This window comes from Kitasatospora sp. NPDC048722, from assembly GCF_040650235.1.
Classification (GTDB): Bacteria; Actinomycetota; Actinomycetes; order Streptomycetales; family Streptomycetaceae; genus Kitasatospora.
Window position 1 is genome coordinate 40,962 of sequence record NZ_JBEZGX010000005.1, and the last position, 26,312, is coordinate 67,273.

General features: G+C 72.8%; 18 protein-coding genes, 1 tRNA gene, 1 other RNA gene, 1 pseudogene and 1 riboswitch. Of the genes and pseudogenes, 17 read left to right on the forward strand and 4 right to left on the reverse strand.

The features are described 5' to 3' along the window. Positions 1 to 7: 7 nt before the first annotated feature. From smpB to AB0C76_RS06085, 5 genes are all read left to right on the forward strand, one after another. Positions 8 to 484: an SsrA-binding protein SmpB gene (gene smpB, locus AB0C76_RS06065; RefSeq protein WP_329929187.1), complete on the forward strand. Its 477-nt coding sequence runs from the start codon at positions 8 to 10 to the stop codon at positions 482 to 484. Positions 485 to 570: 86 nt separating this feature from the next. Beyond that, positions 571 to 952: a transfer-messenger RNA gene (gene ssrA, locus AB0C76_RS06070) on the forward strand. Positions 953 to 1,081: 129 nt separating this feature from the next. Then, entirely contained in the window at positions 1,082 to 3,385 is a 2,304-nt protein-coding gene (locus AB0C76_RS06075) for a UvrD-helicase domain-containing protein (RefSeq protein WP_359960370.1), read from the forward strand. A 421-nt stretch (positions 3,386 to 3,806) separates the two neighbouring features. Further along, positions 3,807 to 5,279: an NAD-dependent malic enzyme gene (locus tag AB0C76_RS06080; RefSeq protein WP_359960372.1), complete on the forward strand. Its 1,473-nt coding sequence runs from the start codon at positions 3,807 to 3,809 to the stop codon at positions 5,277 to 5,279. 509 nt (positions 5,280 to 5,788) lie between these two features. After that, positions 5,789 to 6,073 carry an HU family DNA-binding protein gene (locus AB0C76_RS06085; protein ID WP_030242980.1) on the forward strand — a complete coding sequence of 95 codons (285 nt, stop codon included), beginning with the start codon at positions 5,789 to 5,791 and terminating at the stop codon, positions 6,071 to 6,073. A 75-nt stretch (positions 6,074 to 6,148) separates the two neighbouring features. On the opposite strand, the gene murA is transcribed toward AB0C76_RS06085, so the two are convergent. Beyond that, complete coding sequence (gene murA / locus AB0C76_RS06090) at positions 6,149 to 7,489, reverse strand: UDP-N-acetylglucosamine 1-carboxyvinyltransferase (RefSeq protein WP_359960375.1); 1,341 nt, start codon at positions 7,487 to 7,489, stop codon at positions 6,149 to 6,151. A 298-nt stretch (positions 7,490 to 7,787) separates the two neighbouring features. On the opposite strand from murA, the gene AB0C76_RS06095 reads away from it, so the two are divergent. The 6 genes and pseudogenes from AB0C76_RS06095 (at position 7,788) to AB0C76_RS06120 (ending at position 15,253) form a co-directional block, all read left to right on the forward strand. Beyond that, complete coding sequence (locus AB0C76_RS06095; RefSeq protein WP_359960378.1) at positions 7,788 to 8,372, forward strand: YqgE/AlgH family protein; 585 nt, start codon at positions 7,788 to 7,790, stop codon at positions 8,370 to 8,372. A gap of 62 nt (positions 8,373 to 8,434) precedes the next feature. Next, positions 8,435 to 8,710 (forward strand): DUF3039 domain-containing protein, encoded by a 276-nt coding sequence (locus AB0C76_RS06100; RefSeq protein ID WP_329929182.1) that lies wholly within the window; start codon positions 8,435 to 8,437, stop codon positions 8,708 to 8,710. A gap of 93 nt (positions 8,711 to 8,803) precedes the next feature. After that, positions 8,804 to 10,414, forward strand: coding sequence for a beta-N-acetylhexosaminidase (locus tag AB0C76_RS06105; protein ID WP_359960381.1), 1,611 nt, complete (start codon positions 8,804 to 8,806; stop codon positions 10,412 to 10,414). A gap of 332 nt (positions 10,415 to 10,746) precedes the next feature. Next, positions 10,747 to 11,613 carry an FAD binding domain-containing protein gene (locus tag AB0C76_RS06110; RefSeq protein WP_359960722.1) on the forward strand — a complete coding sequence of 289 codons (867 nt, stop codon included), beginning with the start codon at positions 10,747 to 10,749 and terminating at the stop codon, positions 11,611 to 11,613. 77 nt (positions 11,614 to 11,690) lie between these two features. Further along, a pseudogene (locus AB0C76_RS06115) lies at positions 11,691 to 12,176 on the forward strand ((2Fe-2S)-binding protein); the annotation flags it as partial. 749 nt (positions 12,177 to 12,925) lie between these two features. Continuing rightward, positions 12,926 to 15,253, forward strand: coding sequence for a xanthine dehydrogenase family protein molybdopterin-binding subunit (locus tag AB0C76_RS06120; protein WP_359960384.1), 2,328 nt, complete (start codon positions 12,926 to 12,928; stop codon positions 15,251 to 15,253). A gap of 63 nt (positions 15,254 to 15,316) precedes the next feature. Here AB0C76_RS06120 and AB0C76_RS06125 read toward each other — a convergent pair. Further along, positions 15,317 to 15,388, reverse strand: a tRNA-Cys gene (locus AB0C76_RS06125). Positions 15,389 to 15,471: 83 nt separating this feature from the next. Beyond that, positions 15,472 to 15,537: riboswitch (guanidine-III (ykkC-III) riboswitch) on the forward strand. Positions 15,538 to 15,582: 45 nt separating this feature from the next. On the opposite strand from AB0C76_RS06125, the gene AB0C76_RS06130 reads away from it, so the two are divergent. Both AB0C76_RS06130 and AB0C76_RS06135 read left to right on the forward strand, forming a co-directional pair. Then, a complete protein-coding gene (locus tag AB0C76_RS06130) occupies positions 15,583 to 15,897 on the forward strand; it encodes an SMR family transporter (RefSeq protein WP_359960387.1) in 315 nt (104 codons plus the stop codon). 94 nt (positions 15,898 to 15,991) lie between these two features. Next, a complete protein-coding gene (locus tag AB0C76_RS06135; protein WP_359960390.1) occupies positions 15,992 to 17,428 on the forward strand; it encodes an MFS transporter in 1,437 nt (478 codons plus the stop codon). Between the two features lie 3 nt (positions 17,429 to 17,431). On the opposite strand, the gene AB0C76_RS06140 is transcribed toward AB0C76_RS06135, so the two are convergent. Next, positions 17,432 to 18,727: a hypothetical protein gene (locus AB0C76_RS06140; protein ID WP_359960393.1), complete on the reverse strand. Its 1,296-nt coding sequence runs from the start codon at positions 18,725 to 18,727 to the stop codon at positions 17,432 to 17,434. A gap of 462 nt (positions 18,728 to 19,189) precedes the next feature. On the opposite strand from AB0C76_RS06140, the gene AB0C76_RS06145 reads away from it, so the two are divergent. The 3 genes from AB0C76_RS06145 to AB0C76_RS06155 are packed head-to-tail and all read left to right on the forward strand — an operon-like array spanning position 19,190 to position 23,648. After that, a complete protein-coding gene (locus AB0C76_RS06145) occupies positions 19,190 to 19,777 on the forward strand; it encodes a class F sortase (RefSeq protein ID WP_359960724.1) in 588 nt (195 codons plus the stop codon). After that, entirely contained in the window at positions 19,774 to 21,099 is a 1,326-nt protein-coding gene (locus AB0C76_RS06150) for an alpha/beta hydrolase-fold protein (RefSeq protein WP_359960396.1), read from the forward strand. The genes AB0C76_RS06145 and AB0C76_RS06150 overlap by 4 nt, the downstream gene beginning before the upstream one ends. Then, complete coding sequence (locus AB0C76_RS06155; protein WP_359960399.1) at positions 21,096 to 23,648, forward strand: rhomboid family intramembrane serine protease; 2,553 nt, start codon at positions 21,096 to 21,098, stop codon at positions 23,646 to 23,648. Before AB0C76_RS06150 ends, AB0C76_RS06155 begins: the two co-directional genes overlap by 4 nt. 59 nt (positions 23,649 to 23,707) lie before the next feature. On the opposite strand, the gene AB0C76_RS06160 is transcribed toward AB0C76_RS06155, so the two are convergent. Next, a complete protein-coding gene (locus AB0C76_RS06160) occupies positions 23,708 to 24,154 on the reverse strand; it encodes an SsgA family sporulation/cell division regulator (protein WP_359960401.1) in 447 nt (148 codons plus the stop codon). 306 nt (positions 24,155 to 24,460) lie between these two features. On the opposite strand from AB0C76_RS06160, the gene AB0C76_RS06165 reads away from it, so the two are divergent. Beyond that, positions 24,461 to 26,293 (forward strand): DEAD/DEAH box helicase, encoded by a 1,833-nt coding sequence (locus AB0C76_RS06165; RefSeq protein ID WP_359960727.1) that lies wholly within the window; start codon positions 24,461 to 24,463, stop codon positions 26,291 to 26,293. Positions 26,294 to 26,312 lie beyond the last annotated feature (19 nt).

The window sequence follows — 26,312 nt, forward strand, 5'->3', positions numbered from 1 at the left end:
CGGCGCTATGGCAAAGGAAACCGGACACAAGCTGATCGCGCAGAACAAGAAGGCGCGACACGAGTACTCGATCCTCGACACCTACGAGTGCGGCCTCGTGCTCACCGGGACCGAGGTGAAGTCACTGCGGGAGGGGAGGGCCAACCTGGTCGACGGCTACGCCTACATCCAGAACCACGAGGCCTGGATCGACAACGTCTTCATCCCCGAGTACACCCAGGGGACGTGGACCAACCACGCCGCGCGGCGCAAGCGCAAGCTCCTGCTGCACAAGCTGGAGATCCGCAAGATCGAGACCAAGGTGCGCGACGCGGGCCACACCCTCATCCCGCTCTCGCTGTACTTCAAGGACGGCCGGGTGAAGCTCGAACTCGCGCTCGCGGTCGGCAAGAAGCTGTACGACAAGCGCCAGACGCTGCGCGAGAAGCAGGACACCCGCGAGACGGCACGCGCCGTGGCGGCCGCCCGACGGCGCCAGAGTTAATCCGCTGGACCCTCGCCCGTCGCCTCGCGTACTATGGCGTCAGCAACACGGACGGTCACCGTCCGAGCTGTTTCTCAAAAAAACATGGGGATGATCGGTTTCGACAGGGGATGTTGAAACAGGGGAAGCGAGCCGAGGAACGCGGCAATGATCTCGTTAACCACGTGTCGCAAAAAAATAATCGCCAACTCTAAGCGCGATTCCCAGCAGTTCGCTCTCGCTGCCTAATAAGCACCGATAGCGCTTGGGTGTCAGACCGGGGAGTTCCCGACCCGGACCCTGGCATAATCTAGGGAACTCAACCGTCCGCCCGGGCTGCGGGGGTGGATGGGAAATCAAACAGCAGCTGGGCCTGTTGGCGGCTTGTCCGTGTGACCGCCAGGGCCGAGAAAAGCACAGCGGACTGCGCTCGGAGAAGCCCTGAATTAACTCCACTGGACCCGGGTTCGATTCCCGGCATCTCCACCACCCCATGTTCACAAGTGAAGGCCGTCCCCCGCATTGCGGGGGACGGCCTTCACGTTTCCCCCGACCGAGGCGTAGGATCATCCGTCCGCTCGTTTTCCGGAGCCGGATTCCGTCGCAACCACCGAGGCCATGCAGAGCAACACGGACACCACCCCCGCCACCGACCACGAGACCGTGCGCGAGCGCGAGATCGCCGGTGAGCAGCAGCACCTCGACACCGTCTACCACCGGCTCGAGGAGAAGCTCGCCGAGGCCGAGTACATCCTGGAGGACGCCGCCAAGCGGGTTCAGGTCGGCACGCCCGGCGCGCTCGCCGAGCGCGACGCCCAGGTCTACCGGGCCGGCGCGCACCTTCAGCGGCTCAACAACGAGTTCGAGGACTTCCTGTTCGGCCGGATCGACCTCCAGCGGGCCGACGCGCCGGAGGAGCACGGCATCCCGTCCAACACGCCGCTCGACCCGGCCGACCCCGCGGTGGCCGAAACGCTGCACATCGGCCGCCTCGGCGTCCTGGACGCCGAGTACGGCCCGCTGGTGATCGACTGGCGGGCGCCCGCCGCCGCGCCGTTCTACCGCGCCACCCCGGTCGAGCCGGGCCGGGTGATCCGCCGCCGGGTGATCCGCTCCAAGGGCCGCAAGGTGATCGGCGTCGAGGACGACCTGCTGCGCCCCGACCTCACCCCCACCCTGGGCGGCGAGGAGCTGGCGGTCGTCGGCGACGGCGCGCTGATGGCCTCGCTCGGCCGCGCCCGCAGCCACTCGATGCGCGACATCGTCTCGTCCATCCAGAAGGAGCAGGACGAGGTCATCCGCGCCGCCGCCGGCGGTGCCACGCTCGTCACCGGCGGCCCGGGCACCGGCAAGACCGCCGTCGCGCTGCACCGTGCCGCGTACCTGCTCTACCAGGACCGCCGCCGCTACGCCGGGGGCATCCTGGTCGTCTCGCCGACCCCGTTGCTGGTCTCCTACACCGAGGGCGTGCTGCCCTCGCTCGGCGAGGAGGGCCAGGTCGCGATCCGCGCGGTCGGCTCGCTGGTGGACGGCATCGAGGCGGGCACCTACGACAGCCCCGAGGCCGCCCGGGTCAAGGGCTCGGGCCGCATGGTGCAGCTGCTGCGCCGGGCCGCCCGCGCGGCGCTGGAGCTGGGCGCGCCGCAGGAGCTCAAGGTGGTCGCCCGCGGTGAGGTGCTGAAGCTCGACGCCGGCCGGCTGAAGGCCGTCCGCGGCAACGTGGTGGGCTCGGGCGGCACGCCGCTGAACCTGCTGCGCCCGCGTGCCCGTCGGCTGCTGCTGGACGCCCTGTGGCAGGAGGCCACCCGGCACCTGCCGAAGCCCACCGACCACTACGCCCGCGAGCAGCGCCAGGAGGAGAAGGAGTCCTTCGACGAGTACGTCTCGGACGAGGCCTCGTTCCTGGACTTCCTGGACGCCTGGTGGCCGGCGCTTTCCCCGCGCAAGGTGCTCGGCACGCTCAAGCACGCGCGCCACACCAACCGGATCGCCCGCCGCGCCGTCACCCCGGACGAGGCGCGGCTCCTGGCGGGCTCCTGGCGGCACCTCTCGGCGGCCGGCGAGGGCGCGCTGTCGGCGCACGACGTCGCGCTGGTGGACGAGCTCCAGGTGCTGCTCGGCGAGCCGGCCCGGCCGAAGGTCCGCGAGGTGGACGCGGTGGACCTGCTGACCGGCCTGGAGGAGGTCACCACCTTCGCCGACCGCAGCGCCCGCCAGCGCGACCGCCAGCCGGTGGAGCGCACGGAGTACGCGCACGTGATCGTGGACGAGGCGCAGGACCTCACCCCGATGCAGTGGCGGATGATCGGCCGCCGGGCCCGGATGGCGACCTGGACGATCGTCGGGGACCCGGCCCAGTCCTCCTGGCCGTTCCCGCAGGAGGCGCAGGCCGCGCTGGACGAGGTGCTCGCGGGCAAGCAGCGCCGCCGGTTCACGCTCACCGTCAACTACCGCAACCCGGCCGAGATCGCCGAGGTGGCGGCCAAGGTGCTGGCGCTCGCCGCGCCGGGAACGCCGTCGCCGAGCGCGGTGCGCCACGTCGGGGTGGAGCCGCGCTTCGCGGCCGTCACCGATCCGTCGCCGGAGGCCTTCGGCGCGGCGGCCAGGGCCGAGCTGGAGCGCCTGCTGTCCGAGGTGGACGGCACCGTCGCGATCGTCGTGCCGATGGACCGCCGGGCCGAGGCGGCCGGCTGGGCCGAGGGCCTGGGCGAGCGCGTGGTGGCGCTGGGCAGCCTGGAGGCGAAGGGCCTGGAGTACGACGCGACCGTGGTGGCCGACCCGACCGGCATCGCCGGTGAGTCCGAGGCGGGCCTGCGGGTGCTCTACGTGGCGCTCACCCGTGCGACCCAGCGGCTGACCGTGCTGTCCGGTCCGGACGACCTGCCGGACGCGGCCGGCGTGCCCGCGCTGCTGCACGGCTGACGCGCGGCTGACGGCGGGTCCGCGACCACGAAGAAGGCCCCTCACCGGACGGTGAGGGGCCTTCAGACGTTTACGACACCGACCCGCCATGCTCGCCTCGCGGCAAGTGGTCCCTCTGAGGGACGAAGGTTGGGCCCGGGGGCTTGGATCGAGCCGGTGTCCCGTCCAATGTAACGCATCGGCCCGGAGAGGCAAGAAGTCGCGGGCCCTGTTGTCGCCCGCCTGCCGGCCGCCGCTCGCGCGCGGGCCGGGCGGGGGTCGTCCGCCGGCCGCCCCGGGGGCCCGCTTGTGGGGTCCGCACACTCAATGAACGTTATTTCTGGCTACGCCCTGGTAGGTGCGACGATCGAGGTCTAGCATGCGCAGGTGATGCCTTCAACAAAATGTTGAACCTGCCGATGGATGGAAGAAGGAAGCGTCGATGGCGACGGTGCCAAGTGTCTCCAACTCGATCACGGTGCGGCTCGAAGTTCCGGCCCAGAGCAACGCGGTCAGCGCGATCACCACGGCGGTCGAGTCCTCCGGCGGATCGGTCACCGGCCTCGACGTCACCGCCTCCGGCCTGGAGGCGCTGCGGATCGACGTGACCGTGGCCGCCTCCTCGGTGGCCCACGGCGAGGAGATCGTCGAGAAGTTGCGGGCGATCGACGGCGTGACGATCGGCAAGGTGTCGGACCGCACGTTCCTGATGCACCTCGGCGGCAAGATCGAGATGTCGTCCAAGCTGCCGATCCGCAACCGTGACGACCTCTCCATGATCTACACCCCGGGCGTGGCCCGCGTGTGCATGGCGATCGCCGAGAACCCCGAGGACGCCCGCCGCCTCACCATCAAGCGCAACAGCGTCGCCGTCGTCACCGACGGCTCGGCGGTGCTGGGCCTGGGCAACATCGGCCCGGCGGCCGCGCTGCCGGTCATGGAGGGCAAGGCGGCCCTGTTCAAGCGCTTCGCCGGCATCGACGCCTGGCCGATCTGCCTGGACACCCAGGACACCGACGAGATCGTGGCCATCGTCAAGGCGATCGCCCCGGGCTTCGCGGGCATCAACCTGGAGGACATCTCCGCGCCGCGCTGCTTCGAGATCGAGGCCCGGCTGCGCGAGGCCCTGGACATCCCGGTCTTCCACGACGACCAGCACGGCACCGCGATCGTGGTGCTCGCCGCCCTCACCAACGCGCTGAAGGTGGTCGGCAAGGACATCGCCGACATCCGCGTGGTGATGTCGGGCGCCGGCGCCGCCGGCACCGCGATCCTCAAGCTGCTGCTGGCCGCCGGCGTCGAGCACGCCACCGTCGCCGACGTGCGCGGCGTGGTCCACCAGGGCCGTGACGACCTCAACGACAGCCTGCGCTGGATCGCCGAGCACACCAACCGCTCGGGCCGCACCGGCAGCCTCAAGGAGGCCGTGGCGGGCGCGGACGTCTTCATCGGCGTGTCGGCCCCGAACGTCCTGGACGGCGACGACCTGGCCACCATGGCCGAGAGCGCGATCGTCTTCGCACTGGCCAACCCGGACCCGGAGGTCGACCCGGCGATCGCCCGTCAGACCGCCGCCGTGGTGGCCACCGGCCGCAGCGACTTCCCGAACCAGATCAACAACGTGCTGGTCTTCCCGGGCGTCTTCCGCGGCCTGCTGGACGCCCAGAGCCGCACCGTGAACACCGAGATGATGATCGCCGCCGCCCGGGCGCTGGCCACCACCGTCAGCGACGAGGAGCTGAACGCGAACTACATCATCCCGAGCGTCTTCCACAAGGACGTCGCCAAGACGGTGGCCTCCGCGGTGCGCGAGGCGGCCCTGGCGGGGGCTCAGGGCGAGCCCGTTGCGGCCCGTCCGACCCCGGGCATCGTCGGCACCCTCGACACGGCTTCCTTCCCCACCGTCAAGCTCTGACGGGGGAACCCGCGGCGGTGCCGCGGATCGGTCAAATGACCGAATAGCGCCCGTACTCGCCCAAGCCCGCCCCGAACCCTTGCGACACAAGGGCGAGGGGCGTGTTTGGGCTTGTCGTGCCTAGGGCGTACGGTAGCCCTGCACGGGGCAGGCGTGTCCGACAAGTACGGAACGTCCCCCTGGTCTTCCGGCGTGTCGTCCCGACCGCCGCCCGCTCCCGGTCCGCCGGAGCCGACGGAGCGTCACACCTCCAACGGGCGGGCGATGTTCGGGTGGCTCGGCCGGGGCCCGATTGGCTTTCTCGGGGCCGGTCGGGGCAGGATTCGTATCCAGGCAGGCGGGCGGGCCTTCGAAGGCTCTGGCGCGCGGCATCGGGTACGGACCCGGCCTGCGACCACGCATTGCCTGCACGAGCACAGTGTGCGGACCTGCGGCCCATCCGGGTGCCCCCCGGTGGGAGCACCGATGGGCCCCCGCACACCGCAAGCGAACAGACCACAGGAGTACACATGAACCGCAGTGAGCTGGTGGCCGCGCTGTCCGAGCGCGCCGAGGTGACCCGCAAGGACGCCGACGCCGTTCTGGCCGCCTTCGCCGAGATCGTCGGCGAGGTCGTCGCCAAGGGCGACGAGAAGGTCACCATCCCCGGTTTCCTGACCTTCGAGCGCACCCACCGCGCTGCCCGCACCGCCCGCAACCCGCAGACCGGCGAGCCGATCCAGATCGCCGCGGGCTACAGCGCCAAGGTGAGCGCCGGCTCCAAGCTGAAGGAAGCCGCCAAGGGCGCTGCCTGAGCCACCCCTTGAACGCCCGAGAGGCCGGGCTCCCCGCGGGGAGCCCGGCCTCTCGCTGTTGGCGGACGCGGCCGGTCAGGCGTCGACCAGCTGCTCGCTGGGCAGCTCGACGTGGGCGCCGAGGTCGCGCAGCTTGTCCATGAAGTTCTCGTAGCCGCGGTTGATCAGGTCGATGCCGTGGACGGTCGAGGTGCCCTCGGCCGCGAGCGCCGCGATCAGGTACGAGAACCCGCCGCGCAGGTCCGGGATGACCAGCTCCGCGCCCATCAGCTTGGACGGGCCGGAGACGACCGCGGAGTGCAGGAAGTTGCGGGCGCCGAAGCGGCACGGGGTGGCGCCGAGGCACTCGCGGTAGAGCTGGATGTGGGCGCCCATCTGGTTGAGCGCGCCGGTGAAGCCCAGGCGCGACTCGTACACCGTCTCGTGGACGATGGACAGGCCGGTGGCCTGGGTCAGCGCGACCACCAGGGGCTGCTGCCAGTCGGTCTGGAAGCCCGGGTGGACGTCCGTCTCCAGGGCGATCGCCTTGAGCTCGCCGCCCGGGTGCCAGAAGCGGATGCCCTCGTCGTCCACCTCGAAGGCGCCGCCGACCTTCCGGAAGGTGTTGAGGAAGGTCATCATCTCCAGCTGGCGGGCGCCGCGGACGTAGATGTCGCCCTTGGTGGCGAGTGCCGCGCAGGCCCAGGAGGCGGCCTCCAGGCGGTCCGGCAGGGCGCGGTGGGTGTAGCCGCCCAGCTCGTCCACACCGGTGATCAGGATGGTGCGGTCGGTGCCCAGGGTGATGATCGCGCCCATCTTCTGCAGCACGCAGATCAGGTCGACGATCTCCGGCTCGATGGCCGCGTTGCGCAGCTCGGTGACGCCTTCGGCGAGGACGGCGGTGAGCAGCACCTGCTCGGTCGCGCCGACCGACGGGTAGGGCAGCTCGATCTTGGTGCCGCGCAGCCGCTGCGGGGCGACCAGGTAGGTGCCCTGCGGGTGCTTCTCGATGGTGGCGCCGAACTGGCGCAGCACCTCGAAGTGGAAGTCGACCGGGCGGCCGCCGATGTCGCAGCCGCCGAGGCCGGGGATGAAGGCGTGGCCGAGGCGGTGCAGCAGCGGGCCGCAGAACAGGATCGGGATCCGCGAGGAGCCGGCGTGCGCGTCGATGTCGGCGACGTTCGCGCTCTCGACGTGCGACGGGTCGAGGATCAGCTCGCCGTCCTCGTCGCCGGTGCGCACGGTCACGCCGTGCAGCTGCAGCAGGCCGCGGACCACCTTGACGTCACGGATGTCCGGGACGTTGCGCAGTCTGCTGGGGCCCTGGCCGAGGAGGGCGGCGACCATGGCCTTGGGGACCAGGTTCTTCGCACCGCGGACGCGGATCTCGCCTTCGAGCGGGTTTCCGCCGTGGACCAGCAGGACGTCGTCGGTCATCGTTCTCGCAATCCGGGGTGCCAGAGAAATGGGGAAGGGCTCCTGCGAGCCGGTGGTGGAACGTTCGTACGGGCGCGTTCGGGCCCCCGGCGAAACCGAGTCGGCACCGTGTAAAGGCGTCCACCATCCGTAGATGGTAGTGGGCGTCCCGATGGTTCCCGTGAGCCTCTCCCGTGATGGTGCTCTCTCCGGGGGTTCCGACGCCCGCCGATGCGCCCGTACGGGTGTTCGTCCGGCGTGGCGGGGTTTCGTGTGTTGCGGTGTCCGCGCCCGCCCGTTCTGCGGGATCATGTGTGGCATGACGGCGGCCCATTCGCACGGAGGCCGGTCCCACACCGGCCGTCTGCTCGTCGCGACGCCCGTGCTCACCGATCCGAACTTCGCCCGGGCGGTGGTGCTCCTCCTCGACCACGACGTCGAGGGGGCGCTCGGCGTCGTGCTCAACCGGCCGACGCCCGTCGAGGTCGGCAGCGTGCTGGACGGCTGGGGGCGGCTGGTCGGACAGCCGGCCGTGGTGTTCCAGGGCGGGCCGGTGGCGCTGGACTCGGCGCTCGGGCTGGCGGTGGCCCCGGGGGAGCCGGGCAGCGGCGAGCCGCTCGGCTGGCGGCGGGTGCACGGCGCGATCGGGCTGGTGGACCTGGAGGCGCCGCCCGAGGTGCTGGCCGGCGAACTGGGCGCACTGCGGATCTTCGCCGGGTACGCGGGCTGGTCGCCCGGCCAGCTGGAGGCGGAGATCGAGAGCGGTGCGTGGTACCTGGTGGACTGCGAGCCGGGGGACATCTCCAGCCCCGAGCCAGAGCGGTTGTGGCGCTCGGTGCTGCGCCGCCAGCGCGGCCCGCTGGCGCTGCTGGCGACCTACCCGGACGACCCGACGCTGAACTGACGGCGGGGGCCGTCGGTGCGACACTGGCCCGGTTTCCCGGGGCGCCCATAGACTTGGCACCTATGAGCACTCTTGAGCCCGAGCGCGGCCTCGGCACCGGCACCCTGGTCGAGCCCGTCCCGCAGGTGTCCAACGGGGACGGCGACCACGAGCGCTTCGCGCACTACGTCCAGAAGGACAAGATCATGGAGAGCGCGCTCTCCGGGTCCCCCGTGGTGGCGCTCTGCGGCAAGGTGTGGGTGCCCGGGCGCGACCCGAAGAAGTACCCGGTCTGCCCGATGTGCAAGGAGATCTACGACGGCATCGGCAAGCCGCAGGGCGGGGACGACGACAAGTAGTCCCGCGGGGCCGCTGCACCGCGCCGTTTTGCATGGTGCGGCGATTGTGCAGTGGTCTATGCCAATCGTTCCGGGCGCGGGCAGGATGTCGGAATGGACCTCATTCCCGCACCTTCGAGTGCCGTCCGCCGCCCGGGCGAGGACTTCCCCCTCGACGACGCCACGACGCTGACCGCCCCGCCGGTGCTGGCCGGCGCCGCGCACTGGCTGCGCGCGGCGCTGTCCGCCGCCACCGGGCTGCCGTTCGCCCCGGGTGCTCCCGGGGCGGGCGTCGAGCTGGTCCACGACGCCGCACTGGCCGCCGAGGCGTACCGGATCTCGGTCCGCCCGGGCCACGCGGTGATCGCCGCGGGCGGTCCGGCCGGCGCGCGGTGGGGCGCGCAGACGCTCCGTCGGCTGCTCGGCCCGGACGCCTTCCGCCGGGCACCGCTGCGCCGCACCGGCTGGGTGCTGCCCGGCGTGGACGTCGAGGACGCGCCGCGCTTCGGCTGGCGCGGCGCGCTGCTGGACGTCGCCCGGCACTTCCTGCCCAAGGCGGACGTGCTGCGCTTCGTCGACCTGCTGGCCGTCCACAAGCTCAACGTCCTGCACCTGCACCTGACCGACGACCAGGGCTGGCGGGTGGAGATCAAGCGGTACCCGGAGCTGACCGCGCGCGGTGCGTGGCGGGAGCGCTCGATGGTCGGCTACCGCAGCGCCGGGCGCCGCGACGACCGGCCGCACGGCGGCTTCTACACCCAGGACGACCTGCGCGAGATCGTCGCGTACGCGGCGGAGCGCGGGGTCACCGTCGTGCCGGAGATCGACCTGCCGGGCCACACCCAGGCCGCCGTGGCCGCCTACCCCGAGCTCGGCAACACCGACGTCGTGGACACCTCGGCGCTCGGCGTGTGGACGGACTGGGGCGTGAGCCACAACGTGCTCAACGCCTCCGAGGCGACGCTGCGCTTCTTCGAGGGCGTGCTGGAGGAGGTGCTGGAGCTCTTCCCGTCCGAATTCGTCCACCTCGGCGGCGACGAGTGCCCGAAGGAGCAGTGGAAGGACAGCGCCGCCGCCCGAACGCGCATCCGCGAGCTCGGCCTCGCCAACGAGGACGAGCTGCAGAGCTGGATCATCCGGCACTTCGACCGCTGGCTGGCCGAGCGCGGGCGGCGGCTGATCGGCTGGGACGAGATCCTGGAGGGCGGCCTGGCACCGGGCGCCGCCGTCTCGTCGTGGCGCGGCTTCGGCGGCGGGATCGCGGCCGCGCGCGCCGGGCACGACGTCGTGATGTGCCCCGAGCAGCACGTCTACCTGGACCACCGGCAGGCGGACGGCCCCGACGAGCCGATCCCGGTCGGCTTCGTCCGGACGCTGGAGGACGTGTACCGCTTCGAGCCGGTGCCCAGGGAGCTCGACGAGGCCGCCGCCCGGCGCGTGATCGGCACCCAGGCCAACCTGTGGAGCGAGTTCGCGGACTCCGCCAGGGACGTCGACTACCGGGCCTTCCCGCGGCTCGCCGCCTTCGCCGAGGTGGCCTGGTCCGACCTGCCCGCCGAGCCGGCCGAGCGCGACTACCCGGCCTTCGAGCGCCGGCTGGAGGCGCACCTGGAGGTCCTGGACGCGCTCGGCGTCGAGTACCGCCCGGTCGACGGCCCGCACCCGTGGCAGCGCCGCCCCGGAGTGGTCGGCCGTCCGATCGAGGGGCCGCCGCCCGTCCGATAGGCGTTCGGACCGGGCGGCCGGAATGCCGGGCAGTGGGAACGCGGGGAACTTCCGGATGGTCATCCGACGTCAAGAACAGATGAACATCTGTTCCGGTCCGGCCCGGGCCGGGGCAGATAACGTCCGGTATCCGCCCCAAACGGGCAGTCCCGTTCACCGGCCCCGAAGTGATCATCGAGCATTGTGTGCCAGAGTTGCCCAACCCGGCCCGATCGCCCGTACCCTACGGGCCAGGCTGGACTGCTGACGCGGACACCACGGCCGAAGGCCGCGGGCGGCAGGCGATCGATGAGCAAGTGGAGCACGGTGGGACCCAGGTGAACCGGACGATCATGCTGCCGGCCTCGCTCGACGAGGCCGTCGACGCGCTGGCCGCCGCCCCGGCCGCGGTGCCCGTGGCCGGCGCCACCGACCTGATGGAGGCCGTCAACGCCGGCCGGCTGCGCCCCGCCGCCCTCGTCGGCCTCGGCCGGATCACCGAACTGCGCGGCTGGCGCTACGAGGACGGCGGCACCGCAGTGCTCGGCGCCGGCCTCACCCACGCCCGGATGGACCGCCCGGACTTCGCCGCGCTGATCCCCGCCCTCGCCGACGCCGCCCGCACCGCCGGACCCCCGCAGGTCCGCAACGTCGGCACCCTCGGCGGCAACATCGTCACCGCGGCCCCGGCCGGCGACACCCTCCCGGTGCTCGCCGCCCTGGAGGCCACCGTCACCCTCGCCCGGGCCGGCGGCACCCGGGAGGTGCCGGTCAGTCACCTCCTCACCGGCCTCGACCCGGTGCGCCCCGGCGAACTGCTCACCTGGGTGCGCGTCCCGCTGCTGCACGCGCCCCAGGTCTTCCTCAAGGCGACCGGCCGCAGCGGCCCGGCCCGCGCCACCGCCTCCGTCGCCCTCGTCCTCGACCCCGCCCGGCGGTCCGTGCGCTGCGCCGTCGGCGCCGTCGCGCCGGTGCCGCTGCGGCCGCTGGAGGCCGAGGCCTGGGTGGCCGGCTGCATCGACTGGGACGGCAGCCGGGAGATCGACCCCGCCGCGACCGCCGCCTTCGGCGAGTACGTCGCCGCCGCCTGCGTCCCCGACGGCTACGGCGCCGAGGGCGCCTGGGAGGCCGTGACGGAGGGGCCGAGCGCGGCCGCCGTTCGGCTACGGCGTACCGTGTCGGTGCTGGCCCGACGGGCACTGGGAAGGGCGCTGAAGTGAGCACAGAACCCATCGACACCCTCGACGCCGACCCGCTCGGCTTCTCCCCGCAGGTCAGCCGCGAGCTGCGCCCCTGCGCCTCCTACACCCTTCGGGTCAACGGTTTCGAACGGCCCGTCACCGACGCCTGGATCGGCGAGAGCCTGCTCTACGTGCTGCGCGAGCGGCTCGGCCTGGCCGGTGCCAAGGACGGCTGCGAGCAGGGCGAGTGCGGCGCGTGCTCGGTGCAGGTGGACGGCCAGCTGGTGGCCGGCTGCCTGGTGCCCGCCGCGCTGGCCGCGGACAGCGAGATCAACACCGTCGAGGGCCTGTCGGCGGCCGGCGGCGCGAGCGACGTCCAGCAGGCGCTCGCCGAGTCCGGCGCGGTCCAGTGCGGCTACTGCGCGCCCGGCATGGCGATGGCCGTGCACGACCTGCTCCAGCGCAACCACCGGCCCACCGAGGTCGAGGCCCGGCAGGCGCTGTGCGGCAACCTCTGCCGCTGCACCGGCTACCGCGGGGTGCTGGCCGCCGTCCAGAGCGTCGCCGACGCGCGCGCCCTGGAGGCCGAGGAGGCGGAGGAGGCCGCCCTCGCCGTGGGGGCCCCCGCCGCTGCCGCGTCCGCCGCCGAAGGGGCCGCCGGGCAGCCGGCCGCCGAGGCGCCCGCGGCGGAACCCGCCGCCGAACCGCCCGTCTACACCGACGCCGACGCCTGGATCGAGCACGTCCCGCAGCCACCCGCCGAGGAGCCGGCCGCCGCGGTCCCCGGTCAGGGCCTGCCGTACGGTGCCGACGGCCAGGGCGGCGAGTACGACGGCCAGGGCGGCGAGTACGACGGCCAGGGCGGCGAGTACGACGGCCAGGGCGGCTATGACGGCCAGGGCGGCGGGTACGACGGCCAGGGCGGCTATGACGGCCAGGACGGCTACGACACCGGGGTGTACGCCACCGCCCCGTACGACACCACGGCCGTCCCGGCACAGCCGACCGACGACCAGGTCTACTACCAGCCGCAGGGCTACCCCGAGCAGCCCTACCAGGCCACCCCCGCGCACGGCACCTACCTGCCCGGCCCCGGTTACCCCGAGGGCTACCCCCAGCAGCCCGGCTACGACGGCGGCTACGACGCCCCCGTCTACGAGCCCACCCCCGCCCACGGCACCCCGGTGCCCGGCCCAGGCTTCGACGGCACGCCCGGCCCCGGCTTCGACGGCGCGCCGTACGTCCCCACGCCCCCGCACGGCGTCCCGGCCGAGGGCGGCGCCCCGGCCGGCGTCCCGTACGGCGCCAACCCCGCCCACGGCATCCGGCTCCCCGAGGACGACCACGCATCATGACGTCGCCTACCGACATCGGCGCAGCAACCCAGCAGGACGGCGACGGGGCCGGCGCGCCGGAGCCGTTCGGGCTCGGCAGCTCGCCGCTGCGCAGCGACGCCCTGCCCAAGGCGCTCGGCATCTACCCGTACGCCGCCGACCTGTGGGCCGAGGGGCTGCTGTGGGGCGCGCTGCTGCGCTCGCCGCACCCGCACGCCCGGATCAAGGGCATCGACACGTCGGCCGCGCTCGCCCTGCCCGGCGTGCACGCCGTCGTCACCGCCGCCGACCTGCCGCCCGGCCCGGACGGCCTGCCCGACGGCGCCCCGGCCGGACCGATCGTCTCCGACCGGCCGGTGCTGGCCTCTGGCGTGGTGCGCCACCACGGGGAGCCGGTGGCCGCGGTGGCCGCCGACCACCCCGACACCGCGCGGCTGGCGGTCGGTCTGATCGTCGTCGAGTACGAGCCGCTGGAGGCCGTCACCGACCCCGAGCAGGCCTTCACCGCTCCGCCGCTGCACCCGGACGGCAACCTCTTCCGCCACCTGCCGCTGCGCAGCGGGGACCCGGACGCGGTCGGCGAGATCGTCGTCGAGGGCCTGTACCAGGTCGGCCGGCAGGACCCGGCCCCGCTCGGCGCCGAGGCCGGCCTCGCCGTGCCGCGCCCGGACGGCGGCGTCGAACTGCACCTGTCCTCCACCGACCCGCACGGGGACCGCGACCGCACCGCCGCGTGCCTCGGCCTGGAGCCGGACCGGGTCCGACTGGTCGTCACCGGTGTGCCCGGAGCCACCTCGGACCGCGAGGACCTCTCCTTCCAGGTCACCCTCGCGCTGCTGGCGCTGCGCACCGGGCGCCCGGTGAAGATGACGCTCACCCGCGAGGAGTCCTTCCACACCCACACCTCGCGCCACCCCGCGCTCCTGCGCTACCGCCACCACGCGGACGCCGAGGGCCGGCTGGTGAAGGTCGAGGCGCAGATCCTGCTGGACGGCGGCGCCTACGCGGACGTCTCCGCCGAGGCGCTGGCCGCCGCGACGGCGTTCTCGGTCGGTCCGTACGTCTGCCCGAACGTCTTCGTGGACGCGTGGGCGGTGCGGACCAACAACCCGCCGGCCGGGCGGATGCGCGGCGAGGGCGCGCTGCAGTCCTGCTTCGCCTACGAGTCGCAGCTGGACCAGCTGGCCGCCCGGGTGGGCGTGGACTCCGTGGAGATCCGCCGCCGCAACGCGATGGCCACCGGCGACCCGATGCCCACCGGACAGGCCGTCACGTGCCCGGCGCCGGTGACCGCGCTGCTGGAGGCCGTGGCCGCCGAACCGCTGCCCGCGCTGCCGGTGGACGATCCGGACGCGGAGTGGCTGCTGCCGGGCGGGCCCGGCGGTGCCGGCGACCCGGCCGCCGTGCGGCGCGGGATCGGCTACGCCGTCGGCATGGTGCACATGCTCGGCGCCGAGGGCGAGGACGAGGTGTCCACCGCGACCGTGCGGGTCAGCGGCGACCACGCGACCGTGATCTGCGCGGCCGTCGACTCCGGTCAGGGCTTCGCGACGCTGGCCCGGCAGATCGTGCAGAGCGTGCTGGGGGTCAGCGAGGTCTACATCGCGCCGGCCGACAGCGACCAGTCGATCGCCGGGCCCTCCGCGCGGGGCCGCCACACCTGGGTGTCCGGCGGCGCGGTCGAGCGGGCCGCGCTGATGGTCCGCCACCAACTGCTCCAGCCGATCGCCGCCAACTTCGGGATGTCGGTGGAGCTGCTCCAGATCGCCGACGGCAAGATCACCTCGTACGACGGGGTGCTCGGCATGCCGGTCGCCGAGGCGCTGGAGGGCAAGGAGCTGTGGGCCACCGCGCAGTGCCGCCCGCACCCGACCGAGCCGCTGGACGAGGCCGGGCAGGGCGACGCGTTCGTCTCCATCGCCTTCTGCGCGATGCGCGCGGTCGTGGACGTGGACATCGAGCTGGGCGCCGTCCGGGTGGTCGAGATGACCGTCGCCCAGGACGTCGGCCGGGCGCTGAACCCGCGGCAGATCGAGGACCGGATCGAGGCGGGCGTGGCCCAGGGCGTCGGCCTGGCGCTGCTGGAGGAACTGCGCACCGAGGGCGGCGTGCTGCAGAACCCGTCGCTCACCGGATACCGGCTGCCGACCGCACTGGACACCCCGGAGGTGCGGATCGCGGCCCTGCTGGAGGAGCGGGACGTGGTCGCGACCTTCGGCGCCAAGGCCGTCAGCGCCGTGCCCGCGGTGGTCGCCCCGGCGGCCGTCGCCGCCGCCGTCCGGGCCGCCACCGGCCTGCCGGTGGGGCGCCTGCCGATCCGGCCGGAGGACGCCGTCGCGGTGTGAGCGAAATGCGGAACGAGGAATTGCCGGTCGACTTTCGCAGTCGACCGGCAATTCCTTTTACCGAGGCCGTGACGGGATTCGAACCCGTGTGTACCGCTTTGCAGACGGTTCCCTGAGCCTCTCGGGCACACGGCCAGTGAATTCAGGATGGCGGAGTCCGGGAATGGGGTCAACGGCGTTTTGTAAATTCTGTATGGCAATGTGTGCTACGGTCGGGGACAAGTGGCGTTTTCCCGCCACTCCGGACGAGCGCGTCGTACCCGGTGACGACAAGACGGCGCAGTTCAGCGGCAATCCGGCCGCTGTGGACTGCGGAGGTTCGCACCGTCATGGCCTGGCTCGTTCTGATCGTCTCGGGTGTCCTGGAAACCGTCTGGGCGGTCGCCCTGGAGTCGTCCAAGGGCTTCACCCGCCTCGTCCCCGGCCTCGTCTTCGGCGTCGCCCTGCTGCTGAGCATGGGCGGACTGGCTTACGCGATGCGCACCATCCCGATCGGCACCGGTTACGCGGTGTGGGTCGGCATCGGCGCGGTCGGCACCGCGCTCTACGGCATGGCCGTCCTGGGTGACGCGGTGACCCTGGCCCGGATCGGCTGCCTGCTGCTGATCGTCTCCGGCGTGGTCGGCCTGAAGGTGCTCCACTGACCCGGCCCCGGGGCGTGTCCTAGGTCCTGCGGCGGAGTCGATCACCGACTCCGGTCAGGGGTACGAACGCCGGACGGCCCTTACGATATTACGTATGACCACTGCCTCCCCCACCTCGGTCGACTCCGCCCCGATACCCGTCGAGAACGACCCCGGCGGCGGGGTGCTCAGTGGCCGTTACCGCGCCCTCACGCTGGGGATCGTGTCGGTGGTCCTGCTGCTCGCCTTCGAGGCGACGGCCGTCAACACCGCGATGCCGGTGGCGGCCCGGCAGCTGGACGGCCTCGGGCTGTACGCCTTCGCCTTCTCCGGCTACTTCACCACCACGCTGTTCGCCCTGGTCGTCTCCGGCCAGTGGTGCGACCGGCGCGGCCCGTTGCAACCGCTGTTCACCGGCATCGCGGTGTTCGGCGCGGGCCTGGTGGTGGCCGGGACGGCGCCGGGGATGTGGCTGTTCGTGGCCGGGCGGGCGGTCCAGGGCCTGGGCGGCGGGCTGGTGATCGTCGCGCTGTACGTCGTGGTCGGCCGGGCCTACCCGGAGCGGCTGCGGCCCTCCGTGTTCGCGGCCTTCTCCTCGGCCTGGGTGCTCCCCTCGATCGTCGGACCGGTCGTCTCCGGAGCCGTCACCCAGCACCTGGGCTGGCGCTGGGTGTTCCTGGCCGTGCCGGCGCTGATCCTCCTGCCGCTCGTGGTGATGGGCCCGGCGCTGGCCCGCTCGGAGCGCGAGCACCCCGTGCCGAAGGGCGCGGAGTTCGACCGCCGCCGCACCGTGCTGGCCGCGATGGCGGCGCTCGGCGCCGGCCTGCTGCAGTACGCGGGGCAGCGGCTGGACCTGATCGGGCTGCTCCCGGCGGCGGCCGGTGCGGCGCTGCTGTTGCCCGCGGTGCTCGGGCTGCTGCCCGGGGGGACGCTGCGGGCCGGGCGCGGCCTGCCGACGGTGATCCTGCTGCGCGGCGTGGCCGCCGGGGCGTTCTTCGCCGCGGAGGCGTTCATCCCGCTGATGATGGTGACCCAGCGCGGCCTGTCGCCGACGCTGGCCGGGCTCACGCTGACCAGCGGCGGGCTGTCCTGGGCGCTGGGCTCGTGGCTGCAGGGCCGTCCGGGCGCCGAGCGCTACCGCGAGGCGATGATCCGGGGCGGGTTCGTGCTGACCGCGGTGGCGATCGCGGGGGCGGCGCTGGTGCTGGTCCCGGCCGTGCCGGTCTGGGCGGCCGCGGTGGCCTGGGGCGTCGGCGGAATCGGGATGGGGCTGACGGTCGCGAGCGTCAGCGTGCTGATGATGAAGCTGTCCGCGCCGGAGGACGCCGGGGCCAACTCGGCCTCCCTGCAGATGAGCGACGCGCTCGGCAACGTGCTGCTGGTGGGCCTGGCCGGGGTGCTCTTCTCGGCGCTGGGCGGCGGCTCGGTGGCGGTCGCCCACGGGAACGCCGAAGGCGCCGGGTCGCCCGGCGCCTTCGCGGTGATCTTCCTGACGATGACCGGGGTGGCCCTGCTGGGGGCGCTGGTATCCGGCCGGGTCCGCAGGGCCTGACGGTCAGCCGACGGCGACCGGGGCGGTGGCGGTGGGGGGCGCCGCCGCCGGGGTGGCGAGGAAGCTCTCCCAGCCGCCCGCCGGGGCCTGGCCCGGGGCGAGGGTCTGCAGCTTGCGCAGGACCGCCGGGTCCTGGGCGTCCAGCCAGTCGACCAGTTGGCGGAAGGACACCAGCCGGACCTCGGGCTTGCTCGCGATGGACCTGAAGGCGTCCTCGACGGCGTTCATGTAGATGCCGCCGTTCCACTCCTCGAAGTGGTTGCCGATGATGTACGGCGCCCGGTTGCCGTTGTAAGTGCGGTCGAAGCCCATCAGGTAGGCGTCGCGCGCCTGGGCCTGGAAGCCCGGGTAGAGCGCGGGGTCGGCCTTGGTGTTGGGGCCGCACTGGTTGAACATGATGTTGTAGTCCATCGACAGCACCTGGAAGGTGTGCCCGGGGAACGGGATGGACTGCAGCGGGAGGTCCCACAGGGCGCCGCCCTGGATCTTCTGCGGCCAGACCTGGCTGCCGTTGCCGCTGCTGTCGTAACGCCAGCCGCGTTTGACGGCGGTGGGCAGCAGGTTGCGCTGTCCCTCCAGACACGGGGTCCGGCTGCCGATCAGCTCCTTGCCGTAGTCGAACGGCAGCGCCGGCAGGTCGGTGAAGCCGGTGTTCGTCCGCCAGTTCGTCACGAAGTCCATGGCCTGCTGGATCTCGCTGTCCCACTCCTCCGGGGACCACTTGCCGACGCCGGTGGAGCCGCAGAAGTGGCCGTTGAAGTGGGTGCCGATCTCGTGGCCCTCCAGCCAGGCGGCGTGGACGTTCTCCAGCGTGTCGTGGATGTGCTGGTCGCTGAGGTAACCGATCTCGGAGGCGCCGACCTTGTGCTGGGGCGGGCGGTAGAGGTCCTTCTTGGACTCCGGCAGCAGGTAGAGGCCGCTGAGGAAGAAGGTCATCGACGCGTTGTGCTCATGCGCCAGTCGGCGGAAGCGGGCGAACAGGCCGTTGTCGAGCTCGCCGGCGCCGTCCCAGGAGAAGACGACGAACTGCGGCGGGCGCTCGCCCGGCTTGAGCCGCTCGGGGACGGGCTGGCGGGGCTGGGCGCCGGTGTCGGAGGTGGAGCCGTCGCCGATCAGCACGACCTGCGGCTTGGCCGGTACCGGTGCCGGGGTGGCGGGCGGTTCCGTGCTCCCCGCGGGGGTCGGGGTTCCCGTCGCGTGCTCTCCGCCGCCGGCGGCGGTGGTCCCGCAGCCCGCCACCAGGGCGGCGGCGCCGGCCGCGCCGGCGGCCAGCAGGGTGCGACGGGATAGGGAGTCCATGGTCACTCCGTTCATGAGGCGTTCGGCAGGCGTGCAGGCGTGCGAAAGTCCGGTCGGACAAGTGGGGTGATAGAACCCGTGACCGGGTCAGCATGGCATGCGAACGCATTCGGTCTGGGAGTCGCCACGGACGGTCCGAAGTGATCGCCCGATTGATGCAACCGGACGGACTCGCTCCGTCGTCGATGGTGTGCGAGGTCGGACCCGCCGTGCCCGGGCGAGGTGGCGCCTCGTCGCGCTCCGTGACGGAGCCCCCACTCGGCGCACGGGTGACGGCCCTGACCCTGCCATTCGGGGGGGGATTGGTACGACCATCGTATGGACGTGCCTTAGGGTCCCGTCCGGTTCAATTGGTTCCCAGGAAACTCCCAGGAATCGGGAAGTCGTCGGCAGAGGGGAGCGCCCGTGGGCGCCCAACAGCGCAGGGGCCCGTGGCCGGGCACCCTCGCGGCCGGTGCCGCGATGGTCCTCGGCGCGTGGCTGCTGCACGACGGCGGCCCCGGCGAGCTCCCTCCCGCGCCGGGCGCCGGGCAGTCCCTGAGCGGGTTCGCCCCGGTCTCGGTCGTCCCGCCGCTCGGCCCGTCCGTGCCCACCCGGATCCGCATCCCCGCCGTCAAGCTCGACGCCCCGGTCACCGGTCTCGGCCTGGAGGCCGACGGCCGGCTCCAGGCGCCGCCGGCGGCGGACCGCAACCTCGCCGGCTGGTACCGGGGCGGGGCGACCCCGGGCCAGCGGGGGACCGCCATCATCGCGGGCCACGTGGACAACAGGAGCGGCCCGGCGGTCTTCTACCACCTGGGTGCGCTCCACCGCGGAGACCGGATCGAATTCGTCCGCGCGGACGGCGCCACCGCCGTCTACCAGCTGTACGCCATCGAAGTGCACGACCGAAAGGACTTCCCGGACGACCGGGTGTACGGACAGGCCGCCGACGCACAGCTGCGGGTCATCACCTGCGGCGGTGCGTACAGCGAGGAACACGGCTACGAAGGCAACGTCGTGGCCTACGGTTTCCTGGCCGACACCACCCGGCCGGGGAAAGCGGCATGACCCCGATCACCCTCGCCAACCGCTGGAACCCACTCGACTGGCCGCTGACGCACGGCCCGATCCCGTACGCCGTGCTGGCCGCGGGCTGGGGCGCGCTGCTCGTGCTCGCCGTCGCCCGCGACCGCTCGTGGTGGAGCTTCCGGCTGCCGGCCGCGCTGTTCACCGCGGCGGGGATCAGCCTGCTGCTGGGCGTGGTCGTGGACGACTGGTGGCACCCGTTCCCCGAGGGCACCCCGAAGTACGTCACGTGGTGGATCGCCGTCGCCCTGCTGGGCTTCTGCCTGGTCGGCTACCGCTTCCGCGGGATCTCCCGGCGGCGCCGCGGGCTCGCGCTCGGCCTCGGCTCGCTGGTGCTGCTGATGGCCGCGTCGCAGATCAACATCGGCTTCGGCCAGTACCCGAACGGCAAGATCATGCTCGCACCGTTCCTCACCGACACCGGGGCGAAGATCGCCCCGAAGGTCGCCGAGACCGCGAGCGCGCCGCCGGACAAGGTGCTCTCGGAGGTGTGGACGCGCCCGGCCGGCCTGCCTGCCAAGGGCACCGTCTCGCAGGTGTACATACCGGGGGCCAAGTCCGGCTTCGTCGGCCGCAGCGCCTACGTCTACCTGCCGCCCGCCTACCAGGCCAGCCCGCGGCCGCTGCTGCCGGTGCTCGTGCTGATCACCGGTCAGCCCGGAACGCCCGGGGACTGGGTGCTCAACGCCCAGGTGAACGAGTCGCTGGACGCGTTCGCGGCGGAGCACGGCGGCCTCGCACCGATCGTCGTGATGCCCGACCAGCTGGGCTCTACCTGGGGGAACACGCTCTGCATGGACTCGAAGATCGCGAAGGCGCAGACCTACCTCGCCGCCGACGTCCCCGACTGGATCGACAAGCACCTGCAGACCGCCAAGGGCCGGGGGTCCTGGGCCGTGGGCGGCGCCTCGATGGGCGGCACCTGCGCCCTCCAGCTCGGCATCAACGCGCCCGACGTCTACGGCACCGTCCTCGACATGTCCGGCCAGGAGGAGCCCACCCTGGGCACCCGGGACGAGACCGTCAAGAAGGCCTTCGGCGGTGACCAGGCCAAGTTCGAGTCGGTCGACCCGCTCTCGGTGATGGCCCACCGCAAGTTCCCCGACACCTCCGTCGCGATCGTGGTCGGCCGCGGCGACTACGACTTCCGGCCGGGGATGGAGAAGGTCTACCAGGCCGTCCAGGCAGCCGGTATGAAGGCCAAGTTCGACCTGCTGCCGGGCGGGCACGGCTGGGGGGCCTGGCGGATCGGCATCGCCGAGCAGCTGCCGTGGATCGCGCGCCAGACCGGACTGCTCAGGTGAGCCGCACCCAGGCGGCCGCGCCCGTCGTCGCCAGGCCGGAGGTGGTCGTGGACCAGGAGCCGGTCACCCGTACGCCCGTCACGCGCACCCCGGAGCCGCGGCCGCAGCGCGTGCGCCGGACGGCCCGGCTGGTCGGTGCGAGGCTGCGTTCGGCCCCGCTGACGATGGGGGCGCTCGTCGTCCTGTGGGGCGTCGGCGCGGCCACCGGGAGCCTGTCCGTCGGGCCGTCGGGCCGCGTGCTCCGGCAGGCCGGGACCGGCGTGCAGACGCTCTCCGAGGGTCGCTGGTGGACGCCGTTCACCTCGCTGTTCTGGTGTGCCGGGATCGGCGCGTACGTGTTCACCAGCCTGCTGCTGCTCCTCGTCGGCCCGGCCGCCGAGCGGCGCCTCGGCCGGTGGCGCACCCTCGGGGTGCTGGTCGTGGGGCAGGCCGCCGGCACCCTGCTCGGCACCGCGCTGGTCGCGGTCGGCTCCCGGGCCGGCGAGCAGTGGACCGACTCGGTGGTCGACCAGGTCGCGATCGGCCCCGGCCCCGGCCTGTTCGCCCTGGCGGCGGTGCTCGGCTACCGGCTCACCGTGCTGTGGCGCCGCCGGATGCACCTGCTGGTGCTGCTCGTGCCGCTGGTCATGACGCTGTACGTCGGGCACCTGCAGAGCGTCCAGCGGTGCGCCGCCGCGCTGCTCGGGCTCGGCGTGGGCGCGCTGCTCACCCGCGGCCGACTGCTGCTGCGCACCCACCGTTCCTCGCACACCGAGACCCGGGTGCTGGTGGCGCTGTGCCTGGTCGCCGCCGCCTTCGGCCCGCTGATCGCCTCGCTGTACGACAACGCGGCCGGGCCGTTCAACACCTTCTCCGAGCTGTACTTCTCACACCGGCTCAGCCCCGAGGAGGTCGCCGACTTCTGCGCGATGTCGGTGCACGACTGCGCCCGCGCGCACGCCGTCGAGCGGATCTTCGACACCCCGGGCCGGCTGATGGCGGCGCTGTTCCCGGCGCTGCTGCTGGTGCTCGCCGAGGGGCTGCGCCGCGGGCTGCGGTTCGCCTGGCGGATCACCGTCGTCACCGAACTGCTGTGGGTGGCGCTGCTGGTGTGGCTGTACAACGACGCCGGGCCGGACGCCGGGGACGTGATCCAGTACTTCGTCGAGGCGCTGCTGCTGCCGCTGCTGACCACGGCCCTGCTGCTCGCCACCCGCCAGCGGTTCCGGCTGCGGCTGGCGGGCCGGGCGGTCCGCCGGCTGGCGGCCGTCCTGGGCGGCGCCGCGCTGGCGGCCGCCGCGGCGTACACGGTCCTCGGGGTGCTGGTCGCCGGCCAGTTCGAGCCGGGGGCCACGTTCCGCGGGCTGGTGCACGGGCTGCCCGCGCAGTTCCTGCCGCCCGCCTACAACGACCTGCTGCCGGACTACCCGATCGCGGTCGGCCCGGTGGCGCGGTTCCTGGAGACGTACTGCGGGCTGGCGTTCTGGGCGGTCGCGCTGACCGCGCTGCTGCTGGCCTTCCGCCGGCCGGCGGTCCACACGGACGCCGCGGCCGCGGAGCGGGCCCGCGCGCTGCTGACCGCGCACGGCGGCGGGACGCTGTCCTTCATCACCACGTGGGACGGCAACCACTACTGGTTCGACGAGGAGGGCCGGGCGGCCGTCGCCTACCGGGTGCTCAACACGGTGGCGCTGACCACCGGCGACCCGTTCGGCGAGCCCGCGGCCCGCGCCAGGGCGGTGGCCGGCTTCGCACGCTACTGCGACACGCGCGGCTGGACCCCGTGCTTCTACAGCGTCTCCCGGGACACCAGGGCCGCCGCCGAGCAGCTCGGCTGGCGCTCGGTGCAGGTCGCCGAGGACACCGTGGTCGCGCTGCCCGAGCTGGCCTTCACCGGCCGCAAGTGGCAGGACATCCGGACGGCCCTCAACAAGGCGGGCAAGCAGGGCATCACCGCCGAGTGGTGGGCCTACCACGAGGCGCCGCTCGCACTGAAGGACCAGATCCGCTCGATCTCGGAGGAGTGGGTCTCCGAGAAGGGCCTGCCCGAGATGGGCTTCACACTCGGCGGTCTGGAGGAGCTGGACGACCCGGACGTCCGGGTGCTGGTGGCGGTGGACGAGCAGGGCGTCGTGCACGGGCTGACCAGCTGGATGCCGGTGTACGAGGACGGCGTGCCGGTCGGCTGGACGCTGGACTTCATGCGCAGGCGCTCGGACGGCTTCCGCGGCGTGAACGAGTTCCTGATCGCTTCGGCCGCGCTCGGCTTCAAGGAGGAGGGCGCGCGCTTCCTGTCGCTGTCCGGCGCGCCGCTGGCCCGTTCGGGGCAGGACGAGCCCACCGGGCTGCAGCGGATGCTGGACTGGATGGGCCGGGTGCTGGAGCCGGTGTACGGGTTCCGCTCGCTGCTCGCGTTCAAGTCCAAGTTCCAGCCGGAGTACCGGCCGATGTTCATGGCCTACCCCGACCCGGCCGGGCTGCCCAGCATCACCCGGGCGATCGGCAAGGCCTACCTGCCGCACCTGACGGCGGCGCAGGGGGTCCGGCTGATGCGCCGGCTGTCGGGCTGACCGGGAGCGGTGCGGGCGGTCGCCGGCCGCGGGGGCGCTCGCGGACGCCGGTGCGCCGGTCAACCGAGCAGCTCGGCGAGCGCGCGGTCGGCGTCCAGGTGCAGGTGCTCCTCGCCCTCCGGGACGAGCAGCCGGCTGCGCCACAGGAAGCGGCGCAGGTCGGCGGTGTCGAAACGGAGCAGCGCGGTGCCCTCCGGGGCCCGCAGCTCGACCATGGTGCGGCGTCCGGTGGCCGGGCGGACGTGGACGTCGCCGAGCCCGGCGGGCAGCTCCAGGCCCGCCGACAGCAGGTGGCGGGCGAACACCCAGACGATGTCGTCGGCGGCCTCCCCGCCGTCGCGGGGGCCGTCGGCGGGCTCGTCGAGGGAGAACTCCGCGGGGAAGCCCATCCGGACGGCGAGCGGGTCCTCCGGGCGGTAGGCGAGGGTGACCCGCAGGCGGACCGAGCGGTGGAGGGTGAGGAGCAGGCTGGCCTGGACGGTCTCTTCGACGGCGCTGGGGTGCACGGCAGGTCCTTTCGGGGGTCGGGCGGGCCTCGGTGGGGCGGCCTCACACCGGTGAGAGCGGGGGGACGGCTTCCGCTTACGCGGTTCAGGGGGACTTTCGATGTGACCCTCGTCACGTCGATTTCCGGCCGTCCGTCAGTCGCGGGGGCCCCGGACGGAGCCGGGTCGAAGCGCTGGAACGACGCCGGGGCCGGTAGGCTGGGCGGGTTGTCCGATCGCCGCCCGACTGCGGGGTGAGGCCGCAAATCCGCCTCTGACCTGCGATGATCCCCTTCGGAGCCCGTGAGTACCGCCGCCGCCTCCTCGATGCCGCTCTTCTCCGACGTGTCGGAGCCGGACGCTCCCGTCCGGGCCGCCGGCCATGCCGCACCCGTCTCCTCGCACCACCTCTCGCCGGCCTTCCCCGGCCGTGCCCCCTGGGGTACGGCGGGCAAGCTGCGTGCCTGGCAGCAGGGGGCGCTGGACAAGTACATCGAGACGCAGCCGCGCGATTTCCTCGCGGTCGCCACCCCGGGCGCAGGGAAGACCACCTTCGCGCTCACCCTCGCCTCGTACCTGCTGCACAACCACCTCGTGCAGCAGGTCACCGTCGTCGCGCCGACCGAGCACCTGAAGAAGCAGTGGGCCGAGGCGGCGGCGCGCATAGGCATCAGGCTGGACCCGGCGTACTCGTCCGGGCCGCTCTCCCGCGACTACCACGGCATCGTGGTCACCTACGCGGGCGTCGGGGTGAACCCGATGCTGCACCGCAACCGGACCGAGGCCCGCAAGACCCTCGTGATCATGGACGAGATCCACCATGCCGGTGACTCGAAGTCCTGGGGCGAGGCCTGTTTCGAGGCCTTCGAACCGGCCTCCCGGCGGCTCGCGCTGACCGGTACGCCGTTCCGCTCGGACACCAACCCGATCCCGTTCGTCCAGTACGAGGCGGGCGGCGACGGCATCCGCAAGTCCGTCGCCGACTACACCTACGGCTACGGGCACGCGCTCGCCGACCACGTCGTGCGCCCGGTGATCTTCCTCAGCTACAGCGGCAACATGCGCTGGCGCACCAAGTCCGGCGACGAGCTGGAGGCCCGGCTCGGCGAGCCGATGACCAAGGACCTGATCGCCCAGGCCTGGCGCACCGCGCTGGCCCCGCAGGGCGAGTGGATCCCGGCCGTCCTCCAGGCCGCCGACCGGCGGCTGACCGAGGTCCGCAAGGCCATCCCGGACGCCGGCGGGCTCGTCATCGCCACCGACCAGACGGTGGCCCGCGCCTACGCCAAGATCCTGCGCGAGATCAGCGGCGAGAAGGTCACCCTGGTGCTCTCGGACGAGGCCGAGGCGTCCAAGCGCATCTCCGACTTCTCGGCGGGCACCTCCCGCTGGATGGTCGCGGTCCGCATGGTGTCCGAGGGCGTCGACGTGCCCCGGCTGGCCGTCGGGGTGTACGCGACCTCGATCTCCACCCCGCTGTTCTTCGCCCAGGCCGTGGGCCGCTTCGTGCGCGCCCGCAAGCGCGGCGAGACGGCCTCGGTGTTCCTGCCGACCATCCCGATGCTGCTGGGCTTCGCCAACGAGATGGAGCTCCAGCGGGACCACGTGCTGGACCGCCCCAAGAAGGAGGGCGAGGGCCTGTTCGACGAGGAGGACCGGCTGCTCGCCGAGGCCGAGCGGGCCAACGACGGCCCGGACGGCGCCGGCGGCGACGAGTTCTCCTACGAGGCGATCGGCTCCGACGCGGTCTTCGACCGGGTGCTGTACAACGCCATGGAGTTCGGCATGCAGGCCCACCCGGGGAGCGAGGAGGAGGAGGACTACCTCGGCATCCCGGGCCTGCTGGAGCCGGACCAGGTGCAGATGCTGCTCCAGAAGCGTCAGCACCGCCAGATCCAGCGCAGCAAGACCAAGCCCGCCGAGGAGGCCGACCTGCTGGAGCTGCCGGCCGAGCAGCGGCCGGTCGTCACCCACCAGGAACTGCGCGAGCTTCGCAAGGAGTTGAACGCCCTGGTGGCGGCCTGGCACCACCGCACCAGCCAGCCGCACGGCACGATCCACAACGAGCTGCGCCGCGAGTGCGGCGGGCCGCTGACCGCGCAGGCGACGGCGAATCAGCTGAAGGCGCGGATCGCCCGAATCCGGGAATGGGCGAAGTAACGGTACGTCAGTGGATTCC